Raw genomic sequence first — 13349 nt, 5'->3', positions numbered from 1 at the left:
GTCATGAATATAAGGAATGGTTTTTTTGCCTGCCTGCTGGTGGCAGGCTTGACGAGTTTGCAAGGATTCGGCTCTGACAGGCAGCCGGTAGCGCTCGAAGGCGATACATCACGCTCCATAAATTTTGCAGAAAAATATGAAAATCAAAGACCTGAGGGCGATCAGTGCTCGGTCCCCATCAATTCGACTGTGGATTGGAGTTTCGCGGATGATAATCCCTGCAAGAATGATCAGATGAATTATTTTCAGCTGAATAATGTTCGTTCGGCCACGGGCATCGAATTGGAGTCGAGGCACTGTAACGATTCCGGTGGGTGGGTGTTTGCTTTAAAGACGTACGTTGATCCGGTGAGTACGGACTGGATTGACATCCAGGAACTGAAAGGCCAAGAGCCTGGTTATATCGTTCGGGAGGGCGTTTATCTCGAGTGGAAAAAACGTGAAGACGACGATCAGATAAAAGGAAAGCTGTCCTGTGTCAGGGTGAGAACCTCTCGTTGACGGTGAGCGCATGGGTTTCGTTGCAAGGGAACGATGAGGCCTGTCTTCCCTTGCGAAAAAGAATGGGAGAATCACGCAATGACGCTTTCAACTTCCGTACATTCCAACGCTTTCAATTTCATGAGTTTCGTCCAAAGTGGCGTAGACCCCCGTACCGGTCAGTACACCGTTTCCATTACATTGCCGGATATAAAAACCAATGGGCTTCGCGGTCCGGGTTTTCCATTGGCATTGAACTATAACCCGCTCAATACCCAAGACAGTGGTTTTGGCCTGGGCTGGAATCTGGGGTTGTCGCAATACACACCGGGTAGTCAGATACTTGCCTTGAGCACCGGCGAGACGTTCAAGGTGGATGACAGTAGCGGCGATCAGTTACTGATGTCGGAAAAGAAGATCGACAGTTTCCACTTTCACGAACAGGTCGACTCGACGTACCGGGTCGTGCACAAGTCCGGACAGGTAGAGATACTTGAAGTTGTCGGGAGTCGCGAGAATCCCGTTGCGCTGCCCGTGCAACTGTTTGCCCCTGAAGGGCACAGTTTGAAACTGACCTACACGTCTTTCGACAATACCCATCAGTTGCTCAGCGAAGTCATCGATGATGCAGGCCACACCTTGCTGAGCATCTGTCGAGACGATCTGTCTGTCAGTCTCCGGATGAGTGCGGGGGAGGGGCCGGACGTCGAGTTTTTGATGAGACTGGGCGGTTCGGATCATCGTGTCCAGAGGATTGAACTTCCTACCGAGAATGCCGCATCCTGGCGTTTTGATTACGAGGTGTTTCGCGAACACCTCTGTGTCACATCACTCGACACACCTGCCGGAGGTCACGAAGACATTGCCTACCTGGACGGCGGCCATCAGTTTCCGGGGTCAGCGGGACGTCAGCCATTGCCGCGCGTGACCTGTCATCGCACCACGCCCGGTTTTGACCAGCCTGAAGTGGAGGTGCACTACACCTATCAGGACAGCGAAGGCCGTGAGCATAATTTCCTCGGTGCCGGCCTCGAGATTGATTGGGCGGACGACGGCCTCGACAATCTTTACAAATACGGGGGGGCGCAAGCGTATAACTATGTCACGACCGAAACCCTGTGCGTGGACGATCAGGACGCACGCACGATTGAGCGTGTGTTCAATCAGTTCCACCTGCTCACCCTGGAAACCACCCGCCAGAACAACAATGTCAAAGAGGTGCAGACCCTCTACTACGTTGATCCGGACAAGCCCTTCGACCAGCAGCCCAACTATTGTCAGCTTCCCAGGGAGGTCAGGACAGTATGGCGGCAACTGGAAAGTGGGCGTGTACCGCGCATTGAAATCGTCAGCAGCCGCTATGACACGCACGGCAACCTGCTCAGTCAGACCGACGCAAACGGGGTGGTCGAAACCAGTGTGTGGTATGAGGCCGAAGGAGAGGATGGTTGCCCGCCCGATCCGGAAGGGTTTGTTCGTAACATCAAGAGCCGCACTGTCGAGCCTGCGGCTTCGGAGTACGGTCAGGCGCCGACACTTGTTACACGCTACCGTTACACGTCGCTTGATCCGATAGCGGACAGCGAGCTCGACAACTGGCTGGCGGTGCAGAGCGAAACGCAGGTGCAGATTGAGACAGGGACCCTACACAAGCTGCAAGCGAGTCTGGACAAAATGGCTGCGGCTGTAGTTTCAAAACTGGCCCCTATCTTTCAACGCACTGCGCGCAAGCTCATCGAGGCTGTCAGGAAGAAAGTCGCACAAAGCGAGCAGCCGCTGCAGAGTACTTTCTACGACTATATTGACGTGCCCACCGATGCATTTCGGCATGGGCGCATCGGGCGACAGATCTTGACACTGGACGGCCAGGACACCGCAACCGATTTCGCCTACGACACGTTGCAAAGCCCCGTCTTTGGCGAAAGTGTGCAGCGTACGGTTCAGACGGTCACCGGCTTTGATTGCGAACAGAAAGTCACGACGTTTGAGCACTCTCTGCTCATGGGTGAGCCTTTACTCAATCGCGATGACAACGATGTGGAAATCCGCTATGCATACGACTCGCTCAGACGGGTTTTTTCGGAGACCGTTGCGCCCGATACGATGTACGAGGCTTCCCGGTTCTACAGCTATGTCCTTTGCGCCGATGACGGCGATCAGGCCGAGCAAGGGGTGTTCGACGTCAAGGGCGTGAAAACCATCAGTTACATGGACGGCTTGCACCGGGTGATCCGCGAGGAACGTGACGATGCTGACAACCCCAGCCCGTTCGGTACCCGTTTTACACGTCCGACCTATGCGGCCCACTATGATCCATGGGGGCGGCTGGCGTGGGAGTGCGAGTACGACTGGCTTGATGCGCGTGCTCTGGCGTTGACCAGCAGATTCGAGTACGACGACTGGGGAGAACAACGCTGCGTGACGGGCCCGGACGGTGTCAGGAATTTTGAAGAAACCGACCCTATCGGTACCGATGAGTCCAAAGGACCTGTCCGGCGCAGCTGGAGCGAAGGAACCGACGAAAACGGTATCGTTGTAAAAACCGGCGTCACCGAAACCTGGCTCAATCTGTTTGAAAAACCCACCCTTGTCGTCCGGTTTGACCGTGACGGTAAAAAAGTCAGCCAGACGCAGAGCCACTACGATGGCCTGGGACGTACCGTGGAGGAGATCGTCGGCCTCGAGCCACCGTTCAGGGAAACGAAGTTTTCCTATGATGCCTTTGGCCGGGCTGTCAGAACCACCTTGCCGGATAACGCCATCGTGCACCGTACCTTTGCGCGCCACAGCAGCGAAGACCTGCCTGTTTCCATCAGCGTCGAACATGCCGGCAAGACATTTCCACTGGGCGAACAGGTGTTCGATGGCCTTGACCGCATCAGGAAAACCGTCACGGGTGGACGACAGCGCGTATTGAAGTATGAGGCGGGAATGTTGCAACCCCAGTCGGTCACCACGGCCAGCGGAAAAACTGTGGGGTATACCTACGAGCCTCGGCTGGGCTCCGATCCGTTGCAACGGACGCTGGAGGGCGTGACGTCTGATTACACCTATGATCCGAAAAATGCACGTCTGCTTCATTCCCAGGAGCAGGGCGAACGTCTGGAGCGCAATTACTACAGCACCGGAGAATTGAAAAGCGAGCAGCGGCTCTCCGATGGCAATCTTTACTCAATGCAGTATCGCTACAGTCGGCTTGGCCGAATGCTGGGCTATACCGATGTGCTCAAACAGGAGCAAACCTTCCTGTACGACGACTACGGGCGTTTGAGGTACACCTCGCTGGGTACTACATCCACGGATTTCACCTACGATGCCCTGGGTCGCACGAGAAGCATCACAACGACTGACACCGGAAATCAGCAGCGTGTCGCGGTCGGTCTGGAGTACGACGATTTCGGTCGCGAGATCCTGCGCACTTTTGATCTTGCCGGCGTCATGCAGCAAATGGAACAGGAGTACGATCATGTTGATGACATGACCAGGCGTCTGCTGACTGAAGGAAACACCGTCATTCGGGACGAGGCTTACGGTTATGACCTGCGTGGACGTCTGACCCGATACGCCTGTGAAGGCACTCACTGTCCGGTGGATCCCTACGGCAAGACCGTCTCCAGACAACTGTTCAGTTTCGACGGTCTGGACAACCTGAGACTGGTCCAGACCAGCTTCGGTAACGAAAGCAATATTGCCAGCTATCTTTACGAAAATCCCGACCCTGTACAATTGAGCGCCGTCACGAATAAACACGCGGATTACCCGGCCAGAATCGATCTGACTTATGATCCGGACGGCAATCTGATTCGCGATGAATGCAACCGCACGCTTAAATACGACGCCCTTGGCCGTCTGATCGAGGTCGGCAGTCCGGGCGTGACGATTGACAGTCCCCACGACCCTGCCGATCCTCTGGCAGTCGCAAGCTCTGAGGATACGCAAGTCAGGCGTTGAGGCGTTGCTTGTAGAAGGCCGGCCAAGAATGCTTTGTATCCTGGCCGGCTTTTTTATGAGGGATTGAAAAGCATTTCAAGCAGTTGCCTACCTGGAAAGCAACATGCCCTGATTGATGGCGATGACCAGCGCCGCTCTTATCGAGCTGACCCCGAATTTGCGACGAATATTGCTCAGGTGGAAGTTGATCGCCGCTTCGCTGCAATCCTGTATGCGCGAGGTTTCCCACGCGGTCTTGCCGAGCATGGCCCAGTGCAGGGCCTCCTGTTCCTTGGGGGTCAAGCGTACGGGCGCTTCATGGGCGCGATAATAGCGTTCTACAGTGTTCATGGCCGGTTCCTCATCCTTGAAAACCAGCCATTAACTTAGCGCTTCAATGAGCGCTTGAAACCTGACAGAAATGTCATTTATTCACTCCCGGTTCGCCAACCGACCTGATGTTCTTTGCGCGAGCGTTTTTTAGCGCAAAATCCCGAATTTTACAGTTTCTTTATGCGGGTTCTGCCGCCTCGCCCTCGTTCCTTTACGCCTTTGATCCTGACAATGCCATTACGCGGCCATCGCCGTATTCGATGTGGCCTGATCATGGGGAAATTGCAATGAGCGTTATGGATGGTATCTCTCTGTTGATGGGAGTCGGGCTGTTCATCTATCTGTTGGTGGCGCTGTTGCGCGCCGACCAGAACTAGGAGCGGCCATGCACAGTTATGACTATCTGTTGATCCTGGCCTTTCTGGTGCTGCTGCTGTTGCCGGCACCCTGGCTTGGGCGTTTTTACTACCGAGTGATGGAAGGCGAGCGTACCTGGCTGACGCCTGTGCTGGGACCCGTTGAGCGGGCCTGCTACCGGATATCCGGCGTTGATCCACGGGTGGAACAGTCTTGGAAACAGTACGCCTGGGCCTTGCTGGCCTTCAATCTGGCGGGCTTTGTCCTGTTGTTTGCGATCCTGTTGTTGCAGGGCGCGCTACCGCTCAACCCGCAGCAGTTGCCCGGCATGGAGTGGTCACTGGCGTTCAACACCACGATGAGTTTCATTACCAACACCAACTGGCAGGCCTACAGCGGCGAAGCGTCGCTCAGCTACCTGAGCCAGATGGTCGGTCTGACCGTGCAGAATTTCGTCAGCGCCGCCACCGGCCTCGCCGTGCTGGTTGCGTTGTGCCGAGGCATCAGCCGTCGTTCTTCCAACAGCCTGGGTAATTTCTGGGCCGACATGACTCGCGCCACACTGTACGGCCTTCTGCCGATCAGCATCGTGCTGGCCGTGTTTCTGGTCTGGCAGGGCGTGCCGCAAAGCTTCGCCCATTACATCGATGCGCTGACCCTGCAAGGCACCGATCAGAGCCTGCCGATGGGGCCAGCCGCGAGCCAGATTGCAATCAAACAACTGGGCACCAACGGCGGCGGCTTCTTCGGCGTCAACTCGGCGCATCCGTTCGAGAACCCGACGGCCTGGAGCAACCTGTTCGAGCTGGTCTCGATCCTGCTGATCCCGGCGGCACTGGTGTTCACCTTCGGGCATTACGTCAAGGACATGCGCCAGAGCCGCGCGATTCTCGGTTGCATGCTGGCGTTGCTGCTGATTGGCGGTGCAGTGTCACTGTGGGCCGAGTACCAGCCTAACCCGATGCTGAATCTGGCAGGCGTCGAACAGACCGCACCGCTGGAAGGCAAGGAAACCCGTTTCGGCACCACCGGCACCGTGCTCTGGTCGGTGGCCACGACCGCGGCTTCCAACGGTTCGGTCAATGGCATGCATGACAGCCTCAATCCGCTGACGGGCATGGTGGCGCTGGTCAACATGATGGTCGGCGAAGTGATCTTCGGCGGCGTTGGTGTCGGCCTCAACGGCATGCTGCTGAACGTGCTGATCGCCGTGTTTCTGGCAGGCCTGATGATCGGTCGCACGCCAGAGTATCTGGGCAAGAAACTGCAGGCTCAGGAAGTGCGGCTGCTGGTCGCGACGCTGCTGGTGATGCCGGTCGGCGTACTGGTACTGGGCGCCATCGCGGCCAGCCTGCCAGGCCCTGCAGGAGCTATCAGCAACCCCGGTCCGCATGGCTTCAGCCAGTTGCTTTACGCCTACACCTCGGCCACAGCCAACAACGGCTCGGCGTTCGGCGGTTTCAGTGCCAACACCGTCTTCCACAACCTGATGCTCAGTCTGGCGATCTTCATCGGCCGTTTCGGCTACATCCTGCCGGTCCTCGCCCTGGCGGGCAGTCTGGCGATGAAAAAGAGCATACCGCAGGGTCAGGACAGCTTCCCGACCCATGGCCTGCTGTTCGTGACATTGCTGACGGTGACCATTCTGCTGGTCGGCGGGCTGACCTTTTTGCCGACGCTGGCACTGGGTCCGATTGCCGAACACTTGAGCCTGGGTTTCTGAGGAACCGACCATGAATATGCCTATTTCTTCTGCCAGACAGGCCGAATCCCAGGCCGCTCAGACCTCTGCCAAAACCGGTATGTCGGCCCTGTGGCGTCCGGCGCTCGTGCAAGCCTTCGTCAAGCTGGACCCGCGTTTGCTCAAGCGTTCGCCGGTGATGCTGGTGGTGGAACTGACCGCCATTCTGACCACTGTGCTGTGCTTCATTCCCGATCCGCAGGTCTCGACCTCGGTCGCGTTGCAGATTGCGCTGTGGTTGTGGTTCACCGTGCTGTTCGCCAACTTCGCCGAAGCGTTGGCCGAAGGTCGTGGCAAGGCGCGGGCCGACAGCCTCAAGGCGGGCAGCGAAGGGCTGAAAGCCCGTATCCGTGACGAGAACGGCAGCCTGCGCACCATTAATGCCAGCGAACTGCGCAAGGGCGATGTGGTACGCGTCGAAGCCGGGGAGATGATTCCCGGTGACGGCGAGGTCATCGAAGGCATTGCAGCCGTCAACGAGGCGGCGATCACGGGCGAATCGGCCCCCGTGATCCGAGAGTCCGGTGGTGATCGCTCGGCCGTGACCGGCAACACGCGGTTGGTCTCCGACTGGCTGCTGGTGCGCATTAGCGCCAACCCGGGCGAATCGACCCTGGACCGCATGATCGCGCTGGTGGAAGGTGCCAAGCGTCAGAAGACGCCCAACGAAGTGGCGCTGGATATCCTGCTGATCGGCCTGACGCTGATCTTCCTGCTGGTGGTGATCACCCTGCAGCCGTTCGCTCACTTTGCCGGTGGCAGCCTGCCGCTGGTGTTTCTGGTGGCACTGCTGGTGACGCTGATTCCGACCACGATTGGCGGCCTGCTGTCGGCCATCGGTATCGCCGGTATGGACCGGCTGGTGCGCCTCAACGTGATCGCCAAGTCCGGTCGCGCCGTGGAAGCGGCGGGTGACGTGCACGTATTGCTGCTCGACAAGACGGGCACCATCACCTTCGGCAACCGTCGTTGCGCCGCCGTCTACGCAGCCCCCGGTGTGACCCCCAAAGAGTTGGGCGAGGGCGCCTTGCTCGCTTCGCTGGCCGATGAAACCGCCGAAGGCAAATCCATCGTCGAATTCCTGCGCAATCTGCACCCGATGAACGAGCCGACGCTGAGCTCGGTGACCGCCGTGCCGTTCAGCGCCGACACGCGACTGTCTGGTGTGGACTACCAGGGCCATGTGTATCGCAAGGGCGCGGTGGATTCGCTGCTGGCGTTCATCAACCTGCAGCGCAGCGACCTGCCTGCACCGCTGGCACGTGAAGTCGACAAGATCGCCAAGACCGGTGGTACGCCGCTGCTGGTCTGCGCCAATGGCCGTCTGCTGGGCGCTATTCACCTCAAGGACGTGGTGAAACCGGGCATCCGCGAGCGGTTCGAAGAGTTGCGCAAGCTGGGTATCCGCACCGTGATGGTGACCGGCGACAACCCGCTCACTGCGGCGGCAATTGCAGCAGAGGCGGGTGTGGATGACGTGCTGGCCGAAGCCACTCCGGAGAAGAAACTGGAACGGATTCGTCAGGAACAGGGTGAAGGCCGTCTGGTCGCCATGTGCGGCGACGGCGCCAACGACGCCCCGGCACTGGCGCAGGCTGACGTAGGCATGGCCATGAACGACGGTACCCAGGCGGCTCGTGAAGCGGCCAACATGGTCGACCTGGACAGCGACCCTACCAAGCTGCTGGACGTGGTGCACATCGGCAAGCAGTTGCTGGTGACCCGCGGCGCGCTGACCACGTTCTCCATCGCCAACGACGTGGCCAAGTACTTTGCGGTGCTGCCCGCGCTGTTCGCTGCGATCTACCCGCAACTGGGCGTGCTCAACGTCATGCGACTGGCCAGCCCGCAGAGCGCGATTCTGTCGGCGATCATCTTCAACGCGTTGATCATCGTGGTGCTGATTCCGCTGGCCCTGCGTGGCGTACGTGTGCAGGCCGCCAGCGCTGCGCACCTGCTGCGTCGCAACCTGCTGATCTACGGCGTGGGCGGCATCTTCGTTCCGTTCGTGGGGATCAAGCTGATCGACATGCTGCTGGTCGCGTTTGGCCTGGTTTGAGTGGATGACTGAGCTGCGCGCCGGTCGGCGCGCAGCTTCACCTGATTGAGGATGAAGAAATGTCGAATGTAGTGCGTCCGGCCCTGAGCCTGATTGTGTTGATGAGCCTGATCACCGGCGTGGCCTATCCGCTGGTGGTGACGGGTGTGGCGCAAGTGGCGTTCCCGGCGCAGGCCAATGGCAGCCTGCTGTATGACAACGAGGGCAAGGTGCGCGGTTCCGAGCTGATCGCCCAAGCGTTTACTGGTGATGAGTGGTTCCAGCCGCGTCCTTCGGCCGGTGCTTTCGCAACGGTTGCCAGCGGTGCCAGCAACTTTGCACCGAGCAACCCGGCACTGGCGACACGTGTTACCGAAGACGCCGCAAAACTGGCTGTTCCCGGTCAGGGCCCGGTGCCGCTGGCCTTGCTGACTACGTCCGGCAGCGGGCTTGATCCTCACCTGTCGCCTGAAGCGGCGGACTGGCAGGCCGCACGTGTGGCTGCAGCGCGGAAATTGCCGCTGGACAGGGTTCAGGCGCTGATCGAAGCGAACACCCGTCGTCCATCGATCGGCCCGCCAGTGGTCAACGTATTGACCTTGAATATGAGCCTGAATCAGATAACGTCTACACAACGCAACGCGCAGCTGTAACATTCGCTGACAAAGCGCTGGTTCGCGATAACGCCCACAGTCCGGTGTTCGATGCGAGACAACGCTGTTTCAGAAAAGGCGTTCTTCCGGCCGCCATGATGTTCAACGGCGCCCAGGCCACACCGAAAGAGAGTGATACCCAACGTGAGTGATTCCGGTCGAGCAGACGCATTACTGGCTCAATTGCCCCGCGACGGCCGAGGGCGGCTGAAGGTTTTTCTGGGCGCGGCGCCGGGCGTGGGCAAGACCTACGCCATGCTGCAGGCTGCTCACAAACAGCTGCGTCAGGGCGTGAACGTCATGGCGGGTGTCGTGGAAACCCACGGGCGTGCGGAAACCGAAGCCCTGCTCAACGGCCTGCCGCAGCAGCCGCTGTTGCGCAGCGAATACCGTGGCATGACGCTGGAAGAAATGGACCTGGACGCCTTGCTCAAGGCCGCGCCGAGTCTGGTACTGGTCGATGAACTGGCGCACAGCAATGCGCCCGGCAGTCGTCACGCCAAGCGCTGGCAGGATATTCAGGAGTTGCTGGCTGCGGGCATCGACGTTTACACCACGGTCAACGTTCAGCACTTGGAAAGCCTCAACGATCAAGTGCGCGGCATCACCGGCGTGCAGGTCCGCGAAACGCTGCCCGACTGGGTGTTGCAGGAAGCCTTCGATCTTATCCTGATCGACCTGCCGCCCCGCGAACTGCTGGAGCGGTTGCGTGAGGGCAAGGTGTACGTACCGGAGCAGGCACGCGCTGCCATCGACGCCTTCTTCACCCCGACCAACCTGAGTGCTCTGCGCGAACTGGCCATGCAGACCGCGGCGACTCAGGTCGACAACGATCTGGCCCAGGGCTATCGGCAACTGGGGCAGGCTGCTCCGGCAGTGCGCGGTCGTTTGCTGGTGGGGATTGACGGCGATGCGCAGGCCGAGCGCCTTGTGCGTCATGCCAGCCGGGTCGCCCAGCGCCGTCACCTGCCGTGGAGCGCCGTGCATGTAGACGACGGGCAGACGCTGGACGAACAGTCCCGTGCGCGTCTGCAAGGTGCCCAGCAATTGGCCGAACGACTGGGCGGCGAAGTGGTGTCCCTGCGCGCCGGAGAGGTGGCCCGAACCCTGATTCAGCATGCGGTGGAGCGTCGTGCCAATGTGGTGCTGGTCGGCCAGTCGCATCGACACTGGCACCGGCGTATTTTCGGCGGCGGTGTGGCCGCAAGGCTGCTGCGTGAAGGGCACGGGCTGGAAGTCTGTGTGCTCGACGACAGCGAGCAGCAGCCCGATCAGCCGCCACGCGCCCGGCCGCTTCGTGATGTGGTGTGGTTCGACTACGGGCTGGCGCTGATCGCAACGGTGCTGGCCAGTGTGGTGGCATGGGGCGTTTCGGGCGTACTGGCGTTGCCCAACATTTCTCTGATCTTTCTCGCGGCCGTGCTGCTGGTAGCAGTGCGCAGCAGCATGGGGCCGGCGCTGGCCTGTGCCGGACTGTCGTTTCTGGCCTACGACTTTCTGTTCATCCCGCCCAGTTTCTCGCTGAGCATCCAGCGCGACGAAGACGTGTTGACCCTGATGTTCTTTCTGCTGATGTCGGCACTCACCGGCAAGCTGGCGGCACGTCAGCGTCGGCAGTTGCAGGCGTTGCGCGACACTCAGGAACAGACCAGCGAGTTGCTGGACTTGTCACGCAAGATGACCGCCGCCGCCGACAGCAAGGCAGTGTTTCATGCCGCTGAACAGCATTTCAGTGGCTGGAAGGAATTGAAGCTTTGTCTGCTGGATCGCGACAAGCAGGGCGGCTGGACTGTCGAGACCGGCGGGCCGTTGACCTTCACCGAGGCCGAGCGCGCTGCAGCCGACTGGGCCTGGCAACATGAGCAGCCTGCGGGCAGCGGCACCGGCACCTTGCCGTCAGGGCAATGGTGGTGGTGGCCGATCACCGCCGAAGAGGGGCCGTTGGCGCTGCTCGGGGTCACGGCCCGCAAGGGTCAGTCGTTCACGGCGCAGCATCGGCGTCTGCTGGCGGCGCTGACTCAACCCTTGGCACAAGCCCTCGCACGTGCGCAGTTGGCCGAAGAGCTGGAAGCGGCTCGCCTGCACGGTGAAACCGAGCAATTGCGCAGCGCGTTGCTGGCGTCCGTCTCCCATGACCTGCGCACGCCACTGACGTCCATGCGCGGCAGCATCGACAGCCTGCTGGCGCTGGGCGAGGCCATTCCACTGGAGGATCGTCGTGAACTGCTTGAGGGCACGCGCGACGAAGCCGAACGTCTGGATCGATATATCCAGAACCTGCTGGACATGACCCGGCTCGGTCACGGCGCCTTGAAACTGGCCCGCGACTGGGTCTCGCCCGCCGACATCGTCGGCAGTGCGCTCAACCGGTTGCGTGCGGTCATGACGCCGTTACAGGTGAGCACCCAGGTCGCCGAAGCGTTGCCGCTGCTGTACGTGCATGCTGCGCTGATCGAGCAGGCGCTGGTCAACGTACTGGAAAACGCTGCACGATTTTCGCCGCCGGAAGGACGTCTGCAAGTGGCGGCGGGCGTTATCGACAGCGAACTGTTTTTCTCGGTCAGCGATGAGGGGCCGGGCATTCCCGAAGAGGAGCGTGCGAAGATTTTCGACATGTTCTACACCGCTGCACGTGGTGACCGGGGCGGGCAGGGCACGGGGTTGGGGCTTGCGATCTGTCAGGGTATGGTCGGCGCGCATGGCGGTCGTTTGAGCGTCGGCGAAGGCATCGACGGTCTGGGCACGCGCATTACCCTGTTTCTGCCGTTGCAGGCTCAGCCCGATGCTGAAACGGAGGAGCCGGCTTGAGTCGATCCTGGGTTACGCTTGTGTTCACTTCCCGCATTGAAACGGCAGCGCACCGATGAGTCAGACGGCAACCATTCTGGTGATCGACGACGAGCCGCAGATCCGCAAATTCCTGCGCATCAGCCTCGTGTCGCAGGGCTATAAAGTGCTGGAAGCGGCCACCGGCGCGGAGGGTCTGACTCAGGCGGCGCTGAACAAACCTGATCTGCTGGTGCTCGATCTGGGGCTGCCTGACATGGATGGCCAGCAAGTGCTGAGCGAATTTCGGGAATGGTCGGCGGTGCCGGTTCTGGTGCTGTCGGTGCGCGCCAGCGAAGCACAAAAGGTTCAGGCGCTGGACGCCGGGGCCAACGATTACGTGACCAAACCCTTCGGCATTCAAGAGTTTCTGGCCAGGGTCAGGTCACTGTTGCGCCAGTCCTCCGGCATTGAAAAACCCGACGCCGCACTGAGCTTCGGCCCGCTGACGGTGGACCTGGCGTATCGCCGAGTGCTGCTGGATGGCAACGAAGTCGCACTGACCCGCAAGGAGTACGCAGTGCTCGCGCAACTGGCGCGCCACCCCGGACGTGTGATCACTCAGCAGCAACTGCTCAAGGACATCTGGGGCCCGACCCATACGGAAGACAGCCACTACCTGCGCATTGTGGTGGGGCACCTGCGTCAGAAACTGGGCGACGACCCGACAGCGCCCAGGTTCATCCTGACCGAGGCGGGCGTGGGTTACCGGTTGCTGGCCAGGGATTAAGCGCAGTGCCCGCAAACGTGCCGCTCTGCGCCACATCACGGCCGGACGCGGAGCGTCCCGAGAGGCGTTACCACGCTGGAGCGTGGTAACGATCAGAGGTCTCAAGCACACCAATCACGCCCACTCCAGCGCTCATCGTTTTACACAAGTCACCTGGCTATCCAGAGAGGCAGCAGCACTGATGCGCTTTTCTAACGCGATGGTAAGAACACCGCAGAACGCGACGTGGGTGAAGGCTGAGTCCTGGCGCTGATTCGGGGG

9 protein-coding genes are annotated in these 13349 nt (G+C 60.0%); 8 read left to right on the top strand and 1 reads right to left on the bottom strand.

The features are described from left to right. Positions 1-3 precede the first annotated feature (3 nt). Both QRN20_RS13105 and QRN20_RS13100 read left to right on the top strand, forming a co-directional pair. Positions 4-501: a hypothetical protein gene (locus QRN20_RS13105; protein WP_029243925.1), complete on the top strand. Its 498-nt coding sequence runs from the start codon at positions 4-6 to the stop codon at positions 499-501. Between the two features lie 78 nt (positions 502-579). Further along, positions 580-4431, top strand: a complete 3852-nt coding sequence (locus tag QRN20_RS13100) for an RHS repeat domain-containing protein (RefSeq protein ID WP_285360522.1) — start codon at positions 580-582, stop codon at positions 4429-4431. A gap of 87 nt (positions 4432-4518) precedes the next feature. Here QRN20_RS13100 and QRN20_RS13095 read toward each other — a convergent pair whose 3' ends face one another. Further along, positions 4519-4761 carry a helix-turn-helix domain-containing protein gene (locus QRN20_RS13095; RefSeq protein WP_004882541.1) on the bottom strand — a complete coding sequence of 81 codons (243 nt, stop codon included), beginning with the start codon at positions 4759-4761 and terminating at the stop codon, positions 4519-4521. Between the two features lie 269 nt (positions 4762-5030). Here QRN20_RS13095 and kdpF point away from each other — a divergent pair, with 269 nt between their 5' ends. The 6 genes from kdpF to QRN20_RS13065 all read left to right on the top strand — a co-directional run bounded on the left by kdpF (position 5031) and on the right by QRN20_RS13065 (position 13088). After that, positions 5031-5120 (top strand): K(+)-transporting ATPase subunit F, encoded by a 90-nt coding sequence (gene kdpF / locus QRN20_RS13090; RefSeq protein WP_004882540.1) that lies wholly within the window; start codon positions 5031-5033, stop codon positions 5118-5120. Between the two features lie 8 nt (positions 5121-5128). Next, complete coding sequence (gene kdpA / locus QRN20_RS13085) at positions 5129-6823, top strand: potassium-transporting ATPase subunit KdpA (RefSeq protein ID WP_043306358.1); 1695 nt, start codon at positions 5129-5131, stop codon at positions 6821-6823. Positions 6824-6839: 16 nt separating this feature from the next. Continuing rightward, positions 6840-8900, top strand: a complete 2061-nt coding sequence (gene kdpB, locus QRN20_RS13080; RefSeq protein WP_423242100.1) for a potassium-transporting ATPase subunit KdpB — start codon at positions 6840-6842, stop codon at positions 8898-8900. Between the two features lie 59 nt (positions 8901-8959). Continuing rightward, positions 8960-9532, top strand: coding sequence for a potassium-transporting ATPase subunit KdpC (gene kdpC, locus QRN20_RS13075; protein ID WP_058433043.1), 573 nt, complete (start codon positions 8960-8962; stop codon positions 9530-9532). 144 nt (positions 9533-9676) lie between these two features. Beyond that, on the top strand, positions 9677-12340 hold the full coding sequence (locus tag QRN20_RS13070; RefSeq protein ID WP_122605082.1) for a DUF4118 domain-containing protein: 2664 nt from the start codon (positions 9677-9679) through the stop codon (positions 12338-12340). A gap of 55 nt (positions 12341-12395) precedes the next feature. Further along, positions 12396-13088, top strand: a complete 693-nt coding sequence (locus QRN20_RS13065; RefSeq protein ID WP_058433045.1) for a response regulator — start codon at positions 12396-12398, stop codon at positions 13086-13088. The last annotated feature ends 261 nt before the right edge of the window (positions 13089-13349 follow it).

The sequence above is a fragment of the Pseudomonas sp. fls2-241-TYG-175 genome, assembly GCF_030209155.1.
Classification (GTDB): domain Bacteria; phylum Pseudomonadota; class Gammaproteobacteria; order Pseudomonadales; family Pseudomonadaceae; genus Aquipseudomonas; species Aquipseudomonas viridiflava.
The sequence above is the reverse complement of the archived record's forward strand: the minus strand, read 5'-3'. Positions and strand labels throughout refer to the sequence as shown.